The following is a 20,205-nucleotide window of genomic DNA, read 5'->3' as shown; positions in this document are numbered from 1 at the left end:
GGTGGCCAGGCAGAGCCGAGGGTGGACGCGCGAACTCAGGTGAGTTCGCGCGTCCACCCTCGCGGTTCGCTCAGGCCACCACCAGCTGACGCCCCGCCGGGAGCGGGTGATGACACTCGGCCGCGTGGTCCTCGGCGGCCGGATCACGGGTGAGTGGGGGCGCCTCGGCCGCGCAGATGTCGGTCGCCTTCCAGCAGCGGGTGCGGAACCGGCAGCCCGACGGCGGGTTCAGGGGTGACGGGATCTCGCCCTGGAGCAGGATCCGCTCACCCCGGTCGGACTCGTGCAGCTTGGGCGCCGCCGACATCAGCGCCGCCGTGTACGGATGCCGGGGACGCTCGAAAACCGCTTCGGTCGGACCCTGCTCGACGATGCGCCCGAGGTACATCACGGCCACCCGGTCGGCCACGTGCCGCACCACCGACAGGTCGTGCGAGATGAACACGTACGACACCCCGAGCTGACGCTGCAGGTCGTTGAGCAGGTTCAGCACCTGCGCCTGCACCGACAGGTCGAGCGCGGAAACCGGCTCGTCACAGATGATCACGTCGGGCTGCAGCGCCAGCGCGCGGGCGATGCCGAGACGCTGCCGCTGACCACCCGAGAACTCCTGCGGGTAGCGGTCGGCGTCGGACGGGCGAAGACCCACCAGGGCCAGCAGCTCCCGCACCCGGGCGGCCCGGTCGCGGGAGTTCGCGTACATCTGCTTGTGGGTCTTCCAGGGCTCGGCGATGATCTGACCGGCCGTCATCCGCGAGTTCAGCGAACCGTAGGGGTCCTGGAAAACCATCTGCACCCGCCGCCGCCAGCCCAGCAACTCCTTGCCGCGCAACGAGAACGGATCGGTGCCGTCGAACCGCACGGTGCCGGCGTCGGGCTTCTCGAGCATGAGCAGCGTGCGGGCCAGCGTCGACTTGCCGCAGCCCGACTCCCCCACCAGACCGAGCGTCTCGCCCCGGCCCAGCCGCAGCGAGATGCCGTCGAGGGCCTTGAGCCGGCCGCCCTTCACGTCGAAGGTCTTGGTCAGCTCGTCCACCTCGAGCAGCGCGCTCATCGGGACACCTCCTCGGAGTAGTGACAGGCCGCCTGGCGACCGGGGGCGACCTCACGCAGCACCGGGCGGGCCGCCACGCAACGGTCTCGGGCCAGGGGACACCGGGCCTGGTAGACGCAGCCGTTCGGGATCGAGGCCAGGTCGGGCGGGGTACCGCCGATCGAGGCCAGCTCCGACCCCCGGGCCACGTGCACCGGCACCGAGTCGAGCAGGCCCTTGGTGTACGGATGCCGCGGGTTCCCGAACACCTCGGACACCGAGCCGGTCTCGACCACGTGGCCGGCGTACATCACCACGACCTTGTCGGCCTCCTCGGCGACCAGGGCCAGGTCGTGGGTGATCAGCACCACGGCCATCTCCCGCTCGGCCCGGAGATCCTTGAGCAGAGCCATGATCTGGGCCTGCACGGTGACGTCGAGAGCGGTCGTGGGCTCGTCGGCCAGCAGCACCGAGGGGTTGAGCGCCACGGCCATCGCGATGAGCAGGCGCTGCCGCATGCCACCCGAGAACTGGTGCGGATACGCGTCCACCCGCGACTCGGGGTGCGGGATGCCGACGCGCCGCATCAGCTCGATCGCCTCGACCCGAGCCGCTTTCGCCGAGAGACGCCGGTGGATGCGGAACGGCTCGGCCAGCTGGGTACCCACCGTGTAGACCGGGTTGAGCGCCGTCAGCGCGTCCTGGAACACGATCGCCAGCTCCGGCCCGGCCATCGCCCGGCGCCGGCGCCGTGAGGCCTTGACCAGGTCGGTGCCGTTCAGGGTGACCGAGCCCTTCGTCACCGAGGCGACCGGCTCGAGCAGCCCGACGATGGCCTGGGCCGTCATCGACTTGCCGCAGCCGGACTCGCCCAGCAGGGCCAGGGTCTCGCCCCGCACCGCGTCGAAGCCGACGCCGTCGACCGCCCGCAGGGTGCCACCCGGGGTCTCGATGTCGACGGTCAGGTCGTTCACGCTGAGAACGGACATCACTTGACCTCCTTGGGAACACGTCGCTTGCCGCGGGGCAGCGCCAGCCGCCAGCGCTGCGCGGGATCGGTGGCCAGCCGGGCCCAGGACGCCAGGATCGTCGCCGAGACGGTGGTGACCACGATGGCCAGACCGGGGAAGAACGAGAGCCACCAGGCGGTCTGGAGGTAGGTGCGGCCCTGCGACACCATCAGGCCCCAGCTCACCGACGGCGGCTGGATGCCGATACCGAGGAAGCTCAGCGACGACTCCGACAGCATCACGAAGCAGAAGTCGAGCGTGGCCACCGTCAGCAGGGTGGGCAGGATGATCGGCAGCACGTGCCGGAAGATGATCGCCGGCGGCTTGGTGCCGAAGGTGCGCGCCGCATCCACGAACAGCCGGCTCTGCAGCTCGGCCGACTCGGCCCGGGCGGTGCGCAGGTAGATCGGGATCCGGGTGATCGCCAGCACGAGAACGAGGTTCGCCGAGCTGGGCGAGAAGATGTAGAGCACCACCACGGCCATGAGCAGCGAGGGGAAGCTCAGGATGATGTCGGCCACCCGCATCACCACGGTCTCGCGCCAGCCCCGGTGGTAGCCCGCCCACATGCCGATCAGCGAGCCGATGACCAGCGAGAGCAGCACCGCGGGCACCGCCACCGAGAGCGTGGTGCGGCTGGCCACGATCAGCCGGGCCAGCACGCTGCGCCCCAGTGCGTCGGTGCCGAGGAAGTTGAGCCACCCCTCGGACAGGTTGAACGGCTCGGCGTTCGCGTTGAGCAGGTTCTGCTGACGCGCCTCGTCGCCCACCAGCATCGGCCCGAAGACCGCGACCAGGGCGATGAACGCGAGCACCAGGGCGGCGAGCGTGGCCACCTTGTCGCGCAGGAGGAGTCTCCAGAGCGAAACCTGATGCGAAACCCGCTCAGGAGAAACGACTTCCACCACGTCCGTCACGCCGACACCTTCTCCCTGACCCGCGCGTCCAGAAGCGCGTAACCGATGTCGATGAGGATGTTGAGCACGAAGATCGAGACCGCCGTGAGCAGCACACAGGCCTGCAGCACGGCGAAGTCGCGGCCGAGGATCGAGTCGATCATCAGCTTGCCGATACCCGGCCAGCCGAAGATGGTCTCGACCACCACCGCGCCGTTGATCAGGCCGACCATCAGGTCACCGGCCACGGTCAGGGCCGGGGCGGCCGCGTTGCGCAGGGCGTGATGGGTGACGACGCGCAGGTCACCGGCGCCCTTGGAACGGGCCAGCCGCACGTAGGGCGCGGACAGGGCCGACACCATCGCCCCGCGCACCACCTGGGTCAGCACCCCCAGCGGCCGGATCACCAGCGTCGCCACCGGGAGCACCCACGAGGCCATGCCCCCGGTGACGCCCGAGGTCGGGAGCCAGCCCAGGCCGACCGCGAAGATCCAGACGCCGATGATGGCGAACCAGAAGTCGGGCACGCTGGCCGCGGTCATCGACAGGAAGCTGGAGATCCGGTCGGCGATCGAGTTGGGCCGGTAGGCGGCCCAGCAGCCGATCACGATCGCGCCGGCCACGGCGATGAGCATCGTCGAGAAGGCCAGCTGCAGCGTGGCCGGGAAGGCCCGCAGCGCCATCGTGGCCGCCGACTCCCCGGTGCGCAGCGACTCGCCGAAGTCCAGCCGCAGGATGCCCCCGAGGTAGTCCCACATCTGGGCCCAGACCGAGTCGTCGAGACCGTTCTGCTCGATGAACTGCTGACGCTGCTCGGGCGTCGCGGACACCGGCAGGTAGAGGTTGGCCGGGTCACCGGTGAGCCGGGCGAGGAAGAACACGCCCAGCAGCACGGCGATCAGCGGCAGGAGACTGGTGAACGCCCGGCGGCGCAGGAATCCGGTCATGACACGGGACTCATCTCAGCCAGGCGCATCTCGTCGCCGGTGGCGGAATCCGGCTCGTACGAGACGCTTGCGGACTTGGCCAGGATCGCGCTCATGTGCGCGATGTACGCGTACTGAACGATCTTCTCCTGCTCGTAGGGCCAGAGCTTCTCGAACGCGGCCTGCCGCTCGGAGCCCTTGAGCGCCTCGGCCTCCCGGATCATCCCGTCGAACTCCTCGGTGCCCCAGGAACTCTGGTAGCCCTCACTGAGCATGTACTGGTCGAGCGTGAACGCGGCGTCACCGGCCTGGTTGCCGTGCATGATCATCAGCAGGTACGGCCCGGTGTCCTCGGGGAAGGGCCGGATCTGGTACGTCAGCTGGGTATTGGTGTCCATCATCTGGATCTTGACGTTGAGACCGGCCTTCTCCAGCTCGTTCTGGATCACCTCGACGGTCTCGGCGATGCGCGGGAACTGGCCGGTGCGGGCGATCAGCCGGATCTCGGTGTCGACCGGGACCCCGTCGGCCCGGGCCTCGTCCACCAGACGCTTCGCCTCGGAAGGCGAGTAGGGCCAGATCTTCTCGTCCGGATTGTAGCCGACGACGCCCTCCGGGATCAGCTCCCCGGCCGGCGTCGCCAGGTTCTCGAAAAGCGTCTGCACGAGAGTGTTCCGGTCGATCACCGAGTTGACGGCCTGACGGATACGGATGTCGTCGAGCGGCGGCTCGTCCGACTGGATGCGCAGTGCCGTGGTCTCGTTGTTGCGGTAGGCCACGGCCAGTTCGCCGGCACCGTCCTCGGGGGCCAGGCTGGTCGCGATGTCGGCCTCACCGTTGGTCACCATCGCGGCGCGCACACTGCCCTCGGCGCGCCAGACGTAGTTCACGCTCTGGTAGCCCGGCGCGTCGCCCCAGTAGTTCGGGTTGACGTCGAGCGAAAGTCTCTGTCCCGCCTGCCAGTCGGCCACCTCGTAGGGGCCGGTGCCGATCGGGACGCGCACCTTCTCGGTCGTACTGGTCTTCGGGGAGACCATCTCGACGAACGAGAGACGCAGCGGGAGGATCGGGTCGGGCTCGGGGGTGGTGACGGTCAGCGTGGTGTCGTCCACGACCTTCACGTCCAGATCGGTGTCGCCGAAAACATAACCCTCGACCTCACATCCGAGATCGGAGTTCACCGCGCGGTCGATGGTGAACGCGGCCGCCTCGGCGTCGAAGGGGGTGCCGTCGGTGAACGTGACCCCCTCGCGCAGGGTGAAGGTCCAGGTCTCGTCGGACGTCTGCTCCCACTCGGTGGCGAGTTTCGGCCCCAGCTCACCAGTGTCGGCGTCGCGCTCGACGAGTGGCTCGGTGATGTTCGACCGGATGACGACGCCGGTCGAGGTGAGTGAGCTCTGGCAGGCCTCGAGCGTCGGGGGCTCCTCCGGCAGGACGATGCGCAGACCGCCCGCCCCGCCGCCGGTGACGTACTCGGAGTTGGCGACGGTACAGCCGCTGGCGATCAGCGACACCCCCAGAACAGCACTGAGCAGCATGGTTTTTCGGGGAATCGGTGGGCTCGACATTGAGTTCCTTCCCAGCCGTCCACTTCTCGTGGACACGATCTGGATTCGTAGACGTACCGTAGGTGCGGCCATTTGTGACGTCAACCACTGGTCAGCAATGCTCTTCGGGTATTGATCCATGCCGAAGTGAGCTTGGACAGGTATCGAAAAGGCCGCCTAGCGTGGACGGAACCCACGACTTTCAGGAGCCGTCGATGTCTCGTTTCTCGCCCACCGAACTGCGCGATGCCCTCGGGTCGGGTCTGCTGTCGTTCCCGGTCACCCACACCGACGCCGAGCTCGCCCTTGACGAGGGTGGGCTGCGTGAGCACCTGCGCTACCTGCGGGAGTTCGACGCCGCGGGCCTGTTCGCGGCGGGCGGCACCGGCGAGTTCTTCGCCCTCACGCCGTCCGAGGTGGAGCGCGTGGTGCGGATCAGCGCGCAGGAGGTCACCGACGTCCCGGTGGTCGGGCCGGCCGGCTACGGCACCGGTATCGCGGTGGAGATGACGCAGGCCGCGCAGGGGGCGGGCGCCGACGGGATCTTCCTGCTCCCGCCCTACCTGACCGAGATGACGCAGGAGGGCCTGTACGAGCACGTGGCCCGGGTCTGCTCGTCCACCGACCTGGGGGTGATCGTCTACCACCGGGCCAACGCCAAGTTCACCGCGAAGACCGTGAACCAGCTGGTGGACCGGTTCGACAACTTCATCGGGTTCAAGGACGGCATCGGTGACATCGACCTGATGGCCAACCTTTACGCCACGCACGGCGACCGCCTGGTCTACGTCGGCGGGCTGCCCACGGCCGAGACCTACGCGCTGCCGTACCTGGAGCTGGGCGCGACGACCTATTCGTCGGCCATCTACAACTTCGCCCCGCGCTGGGCCGGTGAGTTCTACCGGTCCGTGCGGAGCCGCGACCGGGACGACGTCTACCGCCGCCTGCGCGAGTTCGTCTTTCCCTACCTCGAGATCCGCAACCGCCGGGCCGGTTACGCGGTCTCCATCGTCAAGGCCGGTCTGCAGGCCGTGGGCCGCCCGGCCGGTTCGGTGCGCCCGCCGCTGGTCGACCTCACCGACGCCGAGCTGGCCGACCTCACCGACCTCGTGAAGAAGGTGGCGTGATGACGGACCTCACCGGGGAGATGCTGATCGGCGCCACGAGCGTCTTCGGCGACACCGGTACCTTCCGCGCCCGCAACCCACGCACCGGTGAGGACCTCGAACCGGTGTACGGGCTCGGGGGTTCCACCGAGGTGCGGAAGGCATCGGCCTTGGCCTGGGACGCCTTCGCCACCTACCGGGAGACCTCCGGCGAACGACGTGCCGCCTTCCTCGACCGGATCGCCGCCAACCTCGAGGCCGTCGCCGAGGTGCTCGTCGCCCGGGTGATCACCGAGACCGGTATCGCCGAGCCCCGGGTGCGCGGTGAGCTCGCGCGCACCGCCAACCAGCTGCGGCTGTTCGGGAAGGTGCTGCGCGAGGGCAGCTGGATCGGCGCCCGGATCGAGCCCCCGCTGCCCGACCGCGAGCCCCTCCCCCGCCCTGACCTGCGACAGCGCAAGATCCCGCTGGGCCCGGTCGCGGTGTTCGGGGCGTCGAACTTTCCCCTGGCCTTCTCGGTCGCCGGGGGCGACACCGCGTCCGCCCTGGCCGCGGGCTGCCCGGTCATCGTCAAGGCGCACGGCTCGCACCCGGGCACGTCGGAGATCGTCGGCCGGGCGGTCCAGGCCGCGGTGCGCGAGTCCGGCCTGCCGGAGGGCGTCTTCTCCCTGCTCCACGGCAGCGGAACCCACCTGGGAACGGCCCTGGTCGCGGACCCTCATGTGCGGGCGGTGGGGTTCACCGGTTCGCGCAGCGGTGGCCTCGCGCTGGCGGCCACGGCCGCCGCGCGTGCGGTGCCGATTCCGGTCTATGCCGAAATGTCCAGCGTGAACCCGGTGTTCCTGCTGCCCGGGGCACTGTCCGAGCGTGCGGACGCACTGGGCACGGCTTTCGTCGCGTCCCTCACCACCGGGGTGGGCCAGTTGTGCACCAGTCCTGGACTGGTGTTCGCCTTCGACTCCCCCGCTCTGGAGACCTTTCTCGGCTCGGCCGCCCGGAGCGTCCAGAATTCGCAGGCCGCCCCGATGCTCAGCCCGGGCATCTGCTCGGCCTACGCAGAAGGCGTGCGGCGCTATGCCTCTCACGCCGACGTCACCGAGGTCGCGGCGGGCGCGCGCGACGAGACCATAGCGGCCGAGGGCGTCACCCATCTCTTCACCACCACCGCGTCGGCCTTCCTGGCCGATCCGGCGCTGCAGGAAGAGGTGTTCGGGGCCACCTCGCTCGTGGTCCGGATCGAGGACGCATCTCAGCTCGCCCTGATCGTGCAGGCGCTGGAGGGCCAGCTCACCGCCACCGTGCACGCGGCCGGGGCCGACCTCGACCTGGCCCGGCAGCTGCTGCCCGAGCTGGAGCTGAAGGTCGGCCGGATCGTGTTCAACGGCTGGCCCACGGGTGTGGACGTGGGGCAGGCGATGGTGCACGGCGGCCCGTTCCCGAGCACGTACGACGGGCGGAGCACCTCGGTGGGCACACTGGCGATCGAGCGGTTCCTGCGGCCGGTGGCCTACCAGGACCTGCCCGCCGAACTGCGGCCGGCCGGACTCGACGACGACAACGAGCTGGGCATCTTCCGTCAGGTCGACGGGCAGTACACCCGATGACCGTTCCCGTGGTCACCGGGCTGCGGGTGGTGCCCGTCGCCGGGCAGGACAGCATGCTGCTCAACCTCAGCGGTGCGCACGGGCCGTACTTCACACGCAACGTGGTGATCCTGACCGACTCGGCGGGCAACACCGGGCTGGGCGAGGTGCCGGGCGGTGAGGCGATCGCGGCCACGCTGACCGACAGCACCCCGTTCGTGGTCGGTCAGCCGATCAGCCGCCACCGCGGCGTGCTGCGGCAGGTGCGCGAAGCCTTCGCCGACCGGGACTCCGGTGGGCGTGGCCGGCAGACGTTCGACCTGCGCACCACCGTGCACGTGCTCACCGCGCTGGAGTCGGCCCTGCTGGATCTGCTCGGCCAGCACCTCGGGGTTCCGGTGGCCGAGCTGCTCGGCGAGGGACAGCAACGTAACGAAGTGCGCATGCTGGGATACCTGTTCTTCGTCGGGGATTCGGCGAAGACCGATCTGCCGTACCGGCACTGCACCGCTCCGGCGGACGACTGGGAACGTCTGCGCGATGCGGAGGCCCTGACGCCGGAGGCCGTGGTGCGCCTCGCCGAGGCCGCCCAGGAGCGGTACGGGTTCCAGGACTTCAAGCTCAAGGGCGGCGTGCTCGCCGGGCCCGACGAGGTGGCCGCCGTCACCGCCCTGCACGAGCGTTTTCCCGACGCCCGCATCACCCTCGACCCGAACGGCGCCTGGTCCCTGCGCGAGGCGATCGGGTACGGCCGGGCGATGCGCGGGGTGGTGGCCTACGCCGAGGATCCGTGCGGCGCCGAGGCGGAGTACTCCGGGCGTGAGGTGATGGCCGAGTTCCGGCGCGCGAGCGGGCTTCCCACCGCCACGAACATGATTGCGACCGACTGGCGCCAGCTCGGGCACGCGATCCGGTCCCAGGCCGTCGACATCCCGCTCGCCGACCCGCATTTCTGGACGATGGCCGGCTCGGTGCGGGTCGCCCAGCTGTGCCAGGCCTGGGGTCTCACCTGGGGGTCGCACTCGAACAACCACTTCGACATCTCGCTGGCCATGTTCACCCACGTCGCGGCGGCCGCGCCGGGTGAGATCACGGCCATCGACACGCACTGGATCTGGCAGGACGGACAGCGCCTCACGCAGCGGCCGCCGGTGATCCGCGACGGGTGCGTGCAGGTGCCCACCGCGCCCGGTCTGGGTCTGCGCCTGGACGAGGAGAAGCTGGCCGAGGCGCACGAGTCCTACCGGCGTCTGGGACTCGGTGCGCGCGACGACGCGATCGCCATGCAGTACCTGATTCCCGGCTGGTCGTTCGATCCGAAGCGCCCGGCGATGAGAAGGTAGGCAGCGAACCGTCGTATACCAGTGGGAGTTTCAGAATGACCGTGTTGCAGGTTGGAACGCTCAAGCCGTCGCTGACGAAGACGCTGGAGCGGCGGTACCGGGCGATCGAGCTGCCCGAGGGCGAAGACCGGGAGACGTTCCTCGCCGAGCACGGCGGTGACGTCACCGCCGTCGTCACCTCCGGGCGCTTCGGCGTGCAGGCCGATCTCATGGACCGGCTGCCGAAACTGGGCGCCGTGGTGAACTTCGGCGTCGGGTTCGACACCACCGACGTCGAGGCCGCGCAGGCCCGTAACATCGTGGTCAGTAACACGCCGGACGTGCTCACCGACTGTGTGGCCGACACCGCCGTGGCCCTGCTGCTCGACGTGATGCGGGGTTTCAGCGCCGCTGACCGGTTCGTGCGGGCCGGGCGCTGGCCGTCCGAGGGCAATCCGCCGCTCACCCGTCAAGCCAGCAACCGCCGGGTCGGCATCCTCGGCCTGGGCCGGATCGGGGGTGCGATCGCCCACCGGCTGGTCGGTTTCAACTGCACGATCAGCTACCACAACCGGCGTGAGGTGGCGGCCAGCCCCTACACCTACTACGCCGACCTCGCCGAGATGGCCCGCGAGGTCGACGTTCTGGTGATCGCGGCAGCGGGCGGGGCCGGTACCTCCGGCCTGGTGACCCGCGACGTGCTGGCCGCGCTCGGCCCGAAGGGCTACCTGGTCAACATCGCCCGCGGCAGCGTGGTCGACGAAGACGCCCTGGTCGAGCTGCTCCTGGCCGGTCAGCTGGCGGGCGCCGGGCTCGACGTGTTCGCGCACGAGCCGAAGGTGCCGCAGGCGCTGCTCGAGCTCGACAACGTGGTGCTGCTGCCGCACGTGGGCAGCGGCACGGTCGAGACCCGCGCCGCCATGGAAGAACTCACCCTGGCCAACCTCGACAACTTTCTGCACTCCGGAACCGTGCTGAACCCGGTCTACTGATGGAGGAACGTCGATGAGCATCGTCGTCGGGTACTGGCCCACCGCCGAAGGCCGGGCCGCACTGCGGCACGGGGTGGACGAGGCGCTGCACCACCAGACGGATCTGCTGGTGATCAGCGAACCCGCGCACGCCGAGACGCGAGACATCGACGCCAAGGCGGCGGAGGCGTCCGGGGTCACCGTGACCACCCGCGACGCCTCCGACGCGGGGATGGCGGCCGACCTGGTCGACGCCTCGTACGCCGAGGGGGTGAGCCTGCTGGTGATCGGGCTGCGGCGCCGATCACCGGTGGGCAAGCTGCTGATGGGCAGCATCTCCCAGCAGGTGCTGCTCGAGGCCCAGTGCCCGGTGGTGGCGGTGAAGCCCCACGTCAGTACCGTCGGGTAGCGAAGATCATCGTTCGCCCTGACACTTCAGGGATGACCAGTGCGACGCGTCAGGTGAACGAGACCGTGGACGGCACGAGCCACAAGATCGCGAACTTCGGCGAGCGCACCCTGCGCCTGGCCGAGGACGCGGTCTACGTGGCCGTGGCCGCCCTGCTGGTGGTCGGGGCGGTGGTGCTGCTGGTCGACGCCGCGGCCGAGCTGGGCGGCGTCCCCGACGGGCCGGACACCGCGGTGCTGGCCCTGCTCGACCGGCTGCTGCTGGTCTTCATCCTGGTCGAGCTGATCTTCGCGGTGCGGATGACGCTGTCGCGGCGGGAGATCGTGGCCGAGCCGTTTTTGATCGTGGGCATGATCGTCTCGATCAAGGAGATCATCCTGCTGTCGGTCGAGGTGGCCAACGTGCTCGAGGGCAAGCCGACCACCGAGGGCACGAAAGACCCGACGGCGTTCGCTCTGCAGATCGGCCTGCTCGGCCTGCTCGTCATCGTGCTCGCGGTGAGCGTGCTGATCCTGCGCATGAAGGAGCGCGAGCCGGTGGAGGGTCAGCGCAACCAGGAGCACGACGAGCCGCTGGCCGGGGTCGGGCCGGTGCCGGAGAACGCGCGGGACCGCAAAGAGGTGCACGAGGCCGGCGAGAACGAGGCCAAGAAGAAGGACTAGAACTTCTGGTACATCACGTGCAGGCCGACGAGTCCGTGGGTCTTGCTGTCGAAGGCCTCGGGCACGATCCCGATCGTCTCGAATCCCAGTGAGTGCCAGAGCTTCACGGCCACCGTGTTGGTGTCGACCACGGCGTTGAACTGCATGCCGTGGTAGCCCTGCGCGCGTGCCCAGGTCAGCACGTACTCACCCAGCGCTCGGCCCACGCCCTGCCCCCGGGCCTGCGACGAGACCATGAAACTGGCCGTGGAGACGTGTGATCCGCGACCGGGCCGGTTCGGGCCGGAGTGCGCGGTGCCGAGCACGGTGCCGTCGTCGGCCACCGCGACCACCGTGATCGACGGCTCGGGCTCGACCCACACCCGCCGGGTCTCTTCCTCGCTCCAGTTCGGGTCGTACGCGTAGGTCTCCCCACCTTCGATCACCTCGCGGATGATCGCGTACACGGCGGGCCAGTCGGTGTCCTCGAAACCACGGATCTGCACGTACCCACCCTAGGCGACCGACGCGTCCCCCGTTGAAAGCCCTTTACGGCGTGGGCGAGGGACTGACCGCCTGACCCGGCGTGCTGTCACCGGCGGTGGCCGCGATCGACGCGTCACCGGCCTCGTCGGCGGTGCTCACCGGTTCCGGCGTGACCTCGGACGGGGTGGCCAGCGACTCCTCGCTGAGCTCCTGGCTCGACCAGTCCTGCACCGTGGCCAGGTTCGTGGCACTGGCCGGGATCGGGTCGGAGACCCCCTCGTCGACGGAGCAGACCCGGTCGTCGCGCACCTGCTGCGGTTCGAAGTAGTGCACGTCGAAAGCCGAGTTGTTGCCGTAGGTGTCGGCGCGGGTCTGGTCGGGGAGCGCGGGGTCGGCCAGCTGGTAGCGGATGATGCGGGTGTACTGGCAGTTGGTGCCGACGGAGAGGATCGAGAACTCCATCGGGTCGCCGGCCGCGGCGAGCAGACCGCCCAGACCGGTGGTGCCCTCCACCAGCCGGATGTGGTCGCGGTCGCCGGTCTGCAGGTCGGACGTGTCGTTCTGGTGGTGCACGTGGCCCGAGGCGGTGGCCCGCACGGTCGGGCCGAGTGTGGCCGCCATGGCGTCGGCCATCACCGGCTCGTGGGCCAGCAGCAGGTCGAAATACGTGTCCCGGTTGAGGTTCTGCACCGCCGTGCGGGCGGCCTCGGTCTCGATCTTGGTGACCACGTCCACGTCGTCCGACCCGGCGTCACCGGCGGCGCCGTAGGTGCGGGGGTCGCCGACGCCGTAGATCTGCAGGCCCATCGCGGTGACGACCTCCTGGTCGAGCACCGTGACCCCGGGGATCTCGGCCATCCGCCGGGCCACCGAGGCCGAGTCGTGATTGCCCTTGATCCAGATCATCGGGGTCTTCTCGGTGATCCGCCGGATCGAGGCGAGGTAGCTGGAGGTGAGCTCGGCGGTGTTGCCGACCAGCGTCTCGTCACCGGTGTTGACCAGGAGCTTCACGCTGTTCGCGTCGATGTACTCCTGCAGGTAGCTGTAGATGTCGCGGCGGTGCACGTCGGAGACGAACATGACGTTGTACGCCGTCTCGGGAGTGTCGGCGCTGGTGGCGGGCTGGGTCAGCGCGTCTTGCAGACGCAGCACGGCGCGCACCTTGTCGGCGGCGCCGGCGTCGCGGGCGTCCAGGGCCGCGAGTTTGTCCGGGGTGGCGGCGATGTCGGCGAGCAGACCGGTGACGGCGTACCTCTGCCACCAGTTCGAGCGGTAGGTCAGGCCGATCGTGGCGGTCAGGGCGAGAAGGGCGACCAGGGTGGACGTGCCGACCAGCATCGCGGTGGCGGCGAGCCGGTGGCGGCGGGAACCGGAGCGCACCGGGTCGTTGTTGGCCAGCACCGAGATCGCGCCGTCGACGATGAGGTCACCGATCAGTGCCCCGAGGATGAGCCCGATCAGCGCGGCCAGCACGAAGTGCAGGATCATGGCCGGGACGGCGGCCTCGAGCTGGGAGCGGAACTCCTGGGTGAAGGCGGCGCCCCCGTTCGTGACCTCGCGCACCGCGTCGAGGTCGATCCTCGGGGTCACGTGCAGGCCGATGGGCACGGCGGTGACGTCGCGGAACTGCAGCGAGCCGAGGCTGGAGTCGACGGTGATGCCGCGGTGGGCCGGGGTGACCGAGCCGCTGACCACGATGTCGACGTTGGCGACGGTGGAGCGGTAGGGGTAGACGGACACGGCGATGGCCGCCACCGCGAGCGCCGCCATCAGCGACACGACGAACCGGACCGCGGCCCGCCAGGGGTGCTCGGGGCGGCGGAACATCTGGTTGATCGTGAAGCGGCGGGCCTTGACGGCGAACCGGCGTAGACGTGAGGACGCGCTGGGGTGCCCCTGCGGTTCGGGCGCGTCGGGGTCTTCGGGCACTTGGGACACGGGGGGCTGGCCTGGCTGCGACATCGACTCCGAGGCTAGCCCGGTGGACGGTGATCGTCGCGCTGAAACCCCAGGTGACGAAGCGTGAGAGTGCCCTGCGCCGTCCGGGTGGTGCACGCGGAGTTCCTCAGTCCCTGTGCGTGTGCTTCCGATCACCCGTCCGTGACCGGTCCTGGCAGCGTGAGGCTGTCCGTCCTGGCGCTCGCCGAGGAGCGGCCCATGTGGGAGCTCGCCGGCCCGGGCGGCGCCGTGGCGGCGCACTGCTCCTGCGCGGAGGCCGACGGGGTACTGGGTACGGCGTCGGGTCTCGTGGTCGTGGAGGCGGACCGGGTGGGGTTCGTGTCCCGCCGTCAGTTGCAGCAGCGTTCCATCTTGGGACGCACGCGCTCACGGACGCCGGTCGGTCGCCTCGCCGACTGGTCGGCTCCGGTCCTGCCGTCGTCGGTGACGCTGGCGGCGGCGGTGGAGGCGGTGCTGTCGCGGCCGGAGGAGCACCGCTACGACGACCTGCTGCTGCGCGGCCCGGCCGGCGGGGCCGAGGCCTGGCGCCTGCTGCCGGCCGGGGCGGTGCTGGAGGCGCTGGCCGTGAGCATGGCCCGGCGGGCGAGCCGCGACGAGCTGACCGGGCTGCTGAACCGCTCGGCCTTCTTCGAGCACCTGCACGAGGTCAGCCTCGGGCTGCCGGGCACCGGGCGGCGTCTGGCCGTGGTGTTCTTCGACCTGGACCGGCTCAAGCACGTGAACGACACACTCGGGCACAACGTGGGCGACGCCCTGCTGGTGTCGGTGGCCCGGAGGCTGAAGGCGGCCTCGCATCCGGGCGATCTGCTGGCCCGGATCGGCGGTGACGAGTTCGTGGTGGCGCTGACCGTGCCGAACGGCAGCGACAGCGATCTGCACGCGCTGCTGCACCGGATCGCCGGGCGCTACCTGGCGGTGCTGCGGCGGCCCGACCCGGCGCTCGACGAGCGGGCGCGCAGCTCGGCCAGTCTGGGTGCGGCACTCTCGCCGCGCGACGCCGGGCCCGGTGGGGTCGAGACCCTGCTGAGAGAAGCCGATCTCGCGATGTACGGCGCGAAACAGGCCGGGGGTGACCGGGTCGTGGTCTCGAGCCTGCCCCCGTTGTTCGACGACCCCGACCCCGACCGGATGCCGCACTCGATGCACCGGGCGCTGGCCCAGGACGAGCTGGTGCTGCACTACCAGCCGATCCTGGACCTGGGCGAGGGCCGGATCAGCGCGGTGGAGGCGCTGATCCGCTGGCAGCACCCGAGCGACGGGCTGCTCGGGGCGGAGCGGGTGCTGGCCGCCGCGTCCGCCGACAACGCGCTGGTGGAGATGGACCTGTGGGTGCTGCGCCGGGCGCTGGGGCAGCTGCGCGAGTGGTCGGACCGGCTCGGGGAACGGGCACCGGACTGGATGAACGTGAACCTGTCCACGGTCACGCTGGCCAATCCGGACCTGGCGGCCGAGGTGCTGCGGGTGATCGCGGAGTGCGGGGTGCCGACGTCCCGGGTGCGGCTCGAGCTGCCGGAGACCACCACGCTGGACCTTGCCGAGGGGGCCCCGGAACAGCTCACGGCACTGCTGGAGGCCGGGGTGCAGCTGTCGCTGGACGACGTCGGGGCGGGGACGTCGAGCCTGCGGCACCTGGCGACGCTGCCGGTGGCCGAGATGAAGATCGACCACTCGTTCATCGGGCGGATGGCGGTGGACGACCGGGCCCGGGCGGTGGTGGAGATGCTGACCAACCTGGCGCGGGGGCTGTCGATCACGGTGACCGCGGAGGGGGTGGAGGCCGTGGACCAGCTGCGGCAGCTGATGGAGCTCGGGGTGGACCACGTGCAGGGCTATTTCGTGGCCCCGCCCGCGCCGGCGGCGGTGGTCGAGGCGGTGCTGACGGCACAGCAGCTCGGGGTGGGGGCGACGCTGTTCCCGCGAACCTTCTTCCTGCCCGGGTAGTTCTGTCGGCCGGTGAGATCCGGCCGGTTCCGGAGGTCGGTCAGATCCGGCCCGCCCCACCAGCCAGGGCGGGCCGGATCTGAGTCTCGGTGGGCCGGAGGAGGTCTCAGGCCATGGCCGACGTGACCGGCAGCACCCGGGGCACCGCGAGCACCGGGCACGGCGGCTGCACCAGTACCCCGCGGGTGACCGACTCCCGGATCGGGCGGTAGAGCTCGCCCGGCCGGCTGCCGACCACGAGAAGCTCGGCGCCGCGCCCCAGTTCGGCCAGGGCCGCGCCCGGGTCGCCGGTGGTGCGCACGATGCTGAACCGCACGTCGGGCAGGCTGCTGACGGCCTCGTGCACGCCCCAGCCCGCTTTGCCGTGGCTCGGCTCGACGTGCAGCACCTGCAGTTCACAGCCCCGCCGCCGGGCCTCCTGGGCGGCGGCCGCCACCACCTGCGCGTCGGACTCGTGCGAGCCCACTGCGGCCAGCACGAACGGCGGGCCCCCGGCCGGTCGTGGCGACGTCTCCTCCGGCACCACGAGCACGGGGCACTTGGCCGCCCGCACCAGCCCGGCGCTCACCGAGCCGGGTTCCGCGACCGGCGTCTGGTGCCGCCCGCTCGCCCCGATCACCAGCAGCCGGGCCGCGCTGATCGGGAACGCGCCCGGCTGGATGTCCTCGTCGTCCAGGCAGTAGCCGCTGATGTCGGGCAGCGGGTAGCGCAGACGCAGGGCCTCCACCGCATCGGTCAGCCGGCGCCAGGCCGCGACCACGCCGGGGGCGTCGTCGTTCCGGCCCCCGCGCGGGTCCCGCTCCGCCGAGGTGCGCCGGCGCAGGTCGGTGATGAGCGTCAGCGGCAGGTGCCGTCGCTCGGCCTCCTGGGCGGCGCGGTCGAGCAACCGGGTGTGCTGCCGGCGGCCGTCGAAACCGGCCACGATCCGCGGCGTGAACTCACCATTCATGGCCCTCTCCCGTCTTGATCGACCGTTCCGGATCGACCGATGTGTCGACCCGTCGCGATCCGCACATCCAGAATCCGCCCCGTTACCACAGCCGTTCAGAGGCGCTGGGCATCGGGGGTTCAGGACCTAAGTCCCGTCGCGCTCCGCCTTTGGGGGCCGAACGACTTTCGACCGGCTCCCGGAGCACGACTACGGTGGAGCACAGAGGCTTCCCGCAACCGGCGGAAGGCATCAGGACGAAGGCGAGGAGAGGGCTGTGATCAGGGTCTTCCTGCTCGACGACCATGAGGTCGTCCGGCGTGGGCTGGTAGCCCTGCTGGAGGCGGCCGGGGACATCGAGGTGGTCGGCGAGTCCGGTTCCGCCCAGGAGGCACAGCGGCGTATCCCCGCCCTGCGTCCCGACGTCGCCATTCTCGACGCCCGTCTGCCCGACGGCAGTGGCATCGACGTGTGCCGCGAGGTGCGCTCCGCCGACCCGAACATCAAGGCCCTCATCCTGACGTCGTACCAGGACGACGAGGCCCTGTTCAGCGCGATCATGGCGGGCGCCGCCGGCTACGTGCTCAAGCAGGTGCGCGGCACCGACCTGCTCGACGCCGTGCGCACGGTGGCCGCGGGTCAGAGCCTGCTCGACCCGGCGGTCACGCTGAAGGTGCTCGAGCGCATCCGCAACGGTGAGAAGCCCTCCGAGCCCGACCAGCTGTCGTCGCTCACCGCGCAGGAACGCCGCATCCTCGAGCTGATCGCCCAGGGTATGACCAACCGCCAGATCGGCGAGACCCTGTTCCTGGCCGAGAAGACGGTCAAGAACTACGTGTCCTCGCTGCTGGCCAAGCTCGGTGTCGAACGCCGCACCCAGGCCGCGATCCTGGCGACGAAGCTGATCAAGGGCAACTGATCACCGTGGATGGCGTCCCGCCGGGCGCCATCCACGCTGCCTTCTGATACCGCTCGGGCCTTTTCGGGTTCTTCAGGCCTCGGGGGCCACGGCCCGGGCCACCGGCAGGCGGAACTCCACCCACCCCGCGTCCTTGAAGCTCAGGGCCGGCTTCTCGACGAGCTTCCAGCTGATCAGGGCGACCACGCAGGCCACCGCCAGGCCGGCCGCCGAGAACGCCCAGATCCCGTAGGCGGCGAGCCCGAGCAGGTTGAACACCTGCAGGATCGGCCAGTGGTACACGTACAGCCCGTACGAGATGTCGGTGCGGGGCTCGGGCACCGGCAGCCGCGAGACCGCCAGGGCCAGGCAGACGTAGCCGAACGCCGGGCCGGCCAGCACCCGGTAGTCGTCGAAGAACGCGATGCCCGCGACCACCACGCCCAGACTCGCGAACGTCAGCCAGCGGTTCATCGGCACCTGGTGCGCGTAGAGGTAGAGCACCGAGCCGATCAGGAACATGAAGGACAGCCGCAGGATGCGCTCCTGGCCGATGTACACGATCTGGTAGTCGTTCAGCACGGTCACGACCCACAGCGCACCGACGGCACCGAGCGTCATCACCGGGCGTCGGCGCAGGCCCCCGAAGATGCCCAGCGCGATGATCGACGCGTAACAGGTGGCCTCGTAGAACAGCGTCCACAGCGAGCCGTTCAGCACGCCGGCCATCTCGACGTCGCTCGGCAGCCCGGAGATCCCCCACTGCCGCATCAGCAGCGCGGCGTTGCGGATCACATAGTCGACCGACGAATCCTGACCTGCGATCAGGGTTTTCATCGGCACACCCTGCAGCCAGGCGATCAGCGGAGCCAGCATCGTGGCGCTGGCCACCAGGCACACCCAGAAGCCGGGCATGATCCGCAGAAAACGGTGCCAGGCGTACCTTCTCACCGAGTCCAACCGGAGATAGCTTCCCACCAGAAGGAACCCGCTCAGCACGAAGAACGCGTCGACGCACAGGGCGCCGAGCTGGGTACCGGCGAACTCGGGCTGCCAGCCGTAGCCGATCTCGGTGGCGTGGGTGACGCCCACCGTCAGGGCCAGCAGCAACCGCATCAGGCCGAGGTGGTTGCGGCGCGGTTCGAAGCGGGTGCCCAGAGTTTTCGGGTCGGCCCCGCGGCGGTGCGGACGCGGGTCGCGACGGCGCAGCGCACCGCGCGTGATGCGCAGGGCGGCATCGATGCGCGTGCGGCGCGGGGCCGGTTCGGTGTGCAGCTCACGCATCTCGCGGCGCAGCGGGAGTTGCGTCGTGGGTGCGGTGGGCGGGCCCAGCTCGCCTGCACCGTGCTCGCTTTCAATGGTGGACGCGTCGGCACCGGTTCGCGCCACCGCCTCAGCGGCGAGGGGGGAACCGTTGACACCGACCCCGTCGAGGGCCAGCCGGACCGAGGCCAGGGCGGCGTTCTCGGTCGTCGGGCGTGAGGCCTTCACCGGAGTGCCCGGCCTGGCACCGGTTTTCGGCTGCTGCGCCGTTGTCGCCGGCGGGGCCGTCTTCGCCCGGGGATCTGTCTTCGACTGAGAGGCTGTCTTCAGCTGAGAGGCTGTCTCCAGCTGGAGGGCTGCCTCCACCTGGGGGGCTGTCTTCAGCTGGGGGGCTGTCTTCAGCTGGGGGGCTGTCTTCAGCTGGGGGGCGAGGACACCGGCGGGCGGTGTGGCCGCTCCGGCCGGGAACGGGCCGATGCCCGAGATCGGTGACGGCGGGTCGGCGGGGCCGAAGATCTGCGGGAAGCTGTACTCAGCCGTGCGCAGGTTCTCGGCCCAGCGTTGCTCCGCCTCGGCGTCGTCCGCCTCGCTGCTCAGACCGGCCTCGTCACCCCGGCCGTTCCGCTCACCCGGACCGCTCGTCTCGGCACCGATCTGCCCAGCGCCGGACTTGTCGGCGCCGGACTTGTCGGCGCCGGACTTGTCGGCGCCGGACCTCTCGGCCCGGCCGTTCGTCCCGCCAGTGGGAGCTTCGGCGCTCGGCCCGGCCTCGGCCGGCGTGATCACCGGGATCTGACCTGTCGCCAGCGTCGCGCCGGTCACCGGACCGGCCTTGAAATCAAGCCGGGGGCGGACCGGGAGCGGGGACTGCTCCTGGGGGACCAATGTTCCTCTCCCTCCGGCCTGTTCACGAGGCCGTCCACGCACATCCGGAAGGAACCTCGTCATTCCCCCACGAATGCACGTTCTTTCTCGGAAAGTGCACAGGTCTTCACGATTGCCCCCACGCTAGGAGTCACGAACTGAGAGCCCGCTGTGACGCCTGTTGCAGGGAGACCGTGTCGACCCTATTCGCCGGAATACTGTCCCGCCGGGCGCTAGGTGTGGATCAAGGCGTCATAAATCCCCGGTCAATCCGGAAATTCGCATTCGTCCGGCCCGGCCGACCTGACCGGTCGTGCCCTGTGAGCTGCGGAGAGCAGCCGTCCACAGGTCAGCTGGTGAGCCAGAAAACCGTTACGGGGCAATTGCTCGAAAGGTTGCCGCGACGAGACTCACACTTTTCC

17 protein-coding genes are annotated in these 20,205 nt (G+C 70.1%); 8 read left to right on the top strand and 9 right to left on the bottom strand.

What is annotated here, in order from left to right; all coding sequences use genetic code 11:
• Positions 1–70 precede the first annotated feature (70 nt).
• From J2S57_RS12480 to J2S57_RS12460, 5 genes are read right to left on the bottom strand one after another with little or no spacing between them, the layout of a single operon-like run.
• Positions 71–1,054 (bottom strand): ABC transporter ATP-binding protein, encoded by a 984-nt coding sequence (locus J2S57_RS12480; protein WP_307241872.1) that lies wholly within the window; start codon positions 1,052–1,054, stop codon positions 71–73.
• Positions 1,051–2,022, bottom strand: a complete 972-nt coding sequence (locus tag J2S57_RS12475; RefSeq protein WP_307241870.1) for an ABC transporter ATP-binding protein — start codon at positions 2,020–2,022, stop codon at positions 1,051–1,053. Before J2S57_RS12475 ends, J2S57_RS12480 begins: the two co-directional genes overlap by 4 nt.
• A complete protein-coding gene (locus J2S57_RS12470; RefSeq protein ID WP_370882631.1) occupies positions 2,022–2,951 on the bottom strand; it encodes an ABC transporter permease in 930 nt (309 codons plus the stop codon). The genes J2S57_RS12475 and J2S57_RS12470 overlap by 1 nt, the downstream gene beginning before the upstream one ends.
• Before the next feature lie 5 nt (positions 2,952–2,956).
• Entirely contained in the window at positions 2,957–3,886 is a 930-nt protein-coding gene (locus J2S57_RS12465) for an ABC transporter permease (protein ID WP_307241866.1), read from the bottom strand.
• A complete protein-coding gene (locus J2S57_RS12460; RefSeq protein WP_307241863.1) occupies positions 3,883–5,433 on the bottom strand; it encodes an ABC transporter substrate-binding protein in 1,551 nt (516 codons plus the stop codon). Before J2S57_RS12460 ends, J2S57_RS12465 begins: the two co-directional genes overlap by 4 nt.
• Before the next feature lie 194 nt (positions 5,434–5,627).
• Here J2S57_RS12460 and kdgD point away from each other — a divergent pair, with 194 nt between their 5' ends.
• The 6 genes from kdgD to J2S57_RS12430 are packed head-to-tail and all read left to right on the top strand — an operon-like array spanning position 5,628 to position 11,465.
• On the top strand, positions 5,628–6,539 hold the full coding sequence (gene kdgD / locus J2S57_RS12455; protein ID WP_307241861.1) for a 5-dehydro-4-deoxyglucarate dehydratase: 912 nt from the start codon (positions 5,628–5,630) through the stop codon (positions 6,537–6,539).
• Positions 6,539–8,122, top strand: a complete 1,584-nt coding sequence (locus J2S57_RS12450) for an aldehyde dehydrogenase (NADP(+)) (RefSeq protein WP_307241858.1) — start codon at positions 6,539–6,541, stop codon at positions 8,120–8,122. The genes kdgD and J2S57_RS12450 overlap by 1 nt, the downstream gene beginning before the upstream one ends.
• Entirely contained in the window at positions 8,119–9,444 is a 1,326-nt protein-coding gene (locus J2S57_RS12445; protein WP_307241856.1) for an enolase C-terminal domain-like protein, read from the top strand. The genes J2S57_RS12450 and J2S57_RS12445 overlap by 4 nt, the downstream gene beginning before the upstream one ends.
• Positions 9,445–9,479: 35 nt before the next feature.
• Positions 9,480–10,415 (top strand): 2-hydroxyacid dehydrogenase, encoded by a 936-nt coding sequence (locus J2S57_RS12440; protein WP_370882461.1) that lies wholly within the window; start codon positions 9,480–9,482, stop codon positions 10,413–10,415.
• 13 nt (positions 10,416–10,428) lie between these two features.
• A complete protein-coding gene (locus J2S57_RS12435) occupies positions 10,429–10,803 on the top strand; it encodes a universal stress protein (protein ID WP_307241852.1) in 375 nt (124 codons plus the stop codon).
• 32 nt (positions 10,804–10,835) lie between these two features.
• Positions 10,836–11,465, top strand: a complete 630-nt coding sequence (locus tag J2S57_RS12430) for a phosphate-starvation-inducible PsiE family protein (protein ID WP_307241850.1) — start codon at positions 10,836–10,838, stop codon at positions 11,463–11,465.
• On the opposite strand, the gene J2S57_RS12425 is transcribed toward J2S57_RS12430, so the two are convergent.
• Both J2S57_RS12425 and J2S57_RS12420 read right to left on the bottom strand, forming a co-directional pair.
• A complete protein-coding gene (locus tag J2S57_RS12425) occupies positions 11,462–11,950 on the bottom strand; it encodes a GNAT family N-acetyltransferase (protein WP_307241848.1) in 489 nt (162 codons plus the stop codon). The two genes, J2S57_RS12430 and J2S57_RS12425, sit on opposite strands and share 4 nt — an antisense overlap.
• 43 nt (positions 11,951–11,993) lie before the next feature.
• Positions 11,994–13,859 (bottom strand): metallophosphoesterase, encoded by a 1,866-nt coding sequence (locus J2S57_RS12420; protein WP_307241845.1) that lies wholly within the window; start codon positions 13,857–13,859, stop codon positions 11,994–11,996.
• Positions 13,860–14,048: 189 nt separating this feature from the next.
• Between J2S57_RS12420 and J2S57_RS12415 the strand changes: the two genes are divergently transcribed.
• Positions 14,049–15,830 (top strand): putative bifunctional diguanylate cyclase/phosphodiesterase, encoded by a 1,782-nt coding sequence (locus J2S57_RS12415; RefSeq protein ID WP_307241843.1) that lies wholly within the window; start codon positions 14,049–14,051, stop codon positions 15,828–15,830.
• Positions 15,831–15,936: 106 nt separating this feature from the next.
• Here J2S57_RS12415 and J2S57_RS12410 read toward each other — a convergent pair whose 3' ends face one another.
• Positions 15,937–16,779 carry a universal stress protein gene (locus J2S57_RS12410; protein ID WP_307241840.1) on the bottom strand — a complete coding sequence of 281 codons (843 nt, stop codon included), beginning with the start codon at positions 16,777–16,779 and terminating at the stop codon, positions 15,937–15,939.
• Between the two features lie 256 nt (positions 16,780–17,035).
• Between J2S57_RS12410 and J2S57_RS12405 the strand changes: the two genes are divergently transcribed.
• Positions 17,036–17,677 (top strand): response regulator, encoded by a 642-nt coding sequence (locus tag J2S57_RS12405; protein WP_307241838.1) that lies wholly within the window; start codon positions 17,036–17,038, stop codon positions 17,675–17,677.
• A 72-nt stretch (positions 17,678–17,749) separates the two neighbouring features.
• Here the strand turns inward: J2S57_RS12405 and J2S57_RS12400 are convergent, their stop codons facing one another.
• On the bottom strand, positions 17,750–19,741 hold the full coding sequence (locus tag J2S57_RS12400; RefSeq protein WP_307241836.1) for an acyltransferase family protein: 1,992 nt from the start codon (positions 19,739–19,741) through the stop codon (positions 17,750–17,752).
• Positions 19,742–20,205 lie beyond the last annotated feature (464 nt).

The organism is Kineosporia succinea (genome assembly GCF_030811555.1).
Taxonomy (GTDB): domain Bacteria; phylum Actinomycetota; class Actinomycetes; order Actinomycetales; family Kineosporiaceae; genus Kineosporia; species Kineosporia succinea.
This window is presented reverse-complemented; position numbering and strand designations above follow the sequence as displayed.

What these genes read in the sequence shown, in the direction of transcription:
- J2S57_RS12480 (WP_307241872.1), bottom strand. Translation starts at nt 1,054, where the DNA reads ATGAGCGCGCTGCTCGAGGTGGACGAGCTGACCAAGACCTTCGACGTG.
- J2S57_RS12475 (WP_307241870.1), bottom strand. Translation starts at nt 2,022, where the DNA reads ATGTCCGTTCTCAGCGTGAACGACCTGACCGTCGACATCGAGACCCCG.
- J2S57_RS12465 (WP_307241866.1), bottom strand. Translation starts at nt 3,886, where the DNA reads ATGACCGGATTCCTGCGCCGCCGGGCGTTCACCAGTCTCCTGCCGCTG.
- J2S57_RS12460 (WP_307241863.1), bottom strand. Translation starts at nt 5,433, where the DNA reads ATGTCGAGCCCACCGATTCCCCGAAAAACCATGCTGCTCAGTGCTGTT.
- kdgD (WP_307241861.1), top strand. Translation starts at nt 5,628, where the DNA reads ATGTCTCGTTTCTCGCCCACCGAACTGCGCGATGCCCTCGGGTCGGGT.
- J2S57_RS12450 (WP_307241858.1), top strand. Translation starts at nt 6,539, where the DNA reads ATGACGGACCTCACCGGGGAGATGCTGATCGGCGCCACGAGCGTCTTC.
- J2S57_RS12445 (WP_307241856.1), top strand. Translation starts at nt 8,119, where the DNA reads ATGACCGTTCCCGTGGTCACCGGGCTGCGGGTGGTGCCCGTCGCCGGG.
- J2S57_RS12440 (WP_370882461.1), top strand. Translation starts at nt 9,480, where the DNA reads ATGACCGTGTTGCAGGTTGGAACGCTCAAGCCGTCGCTGACGAAGACG.
- J2S57_RS12435 (WP_307241852.1), top strand. Translation starts at nt 10,429, where the DNA reads ATGAGCATCGTCGTCGGGTACTGGCCCACCGCCGAAGGCCGGGCCGCA.
- J2S57_RS12430 (WP_307241850.1), top strand. Translation starts at nt 10,836, where the DNA reads ATGACCAGTGCGACGCGTCAGGTGAACGAGACCGTGGACGGCACGAGC.
- J2S57_RS12410 (WP_307241840.1), bottom strand. Translation starts at nt 16,779, where the DNA reads ATGAATGGTGAGTTCACGCCGCGGATCGTGGCCGGTTTCGACGGCCGC.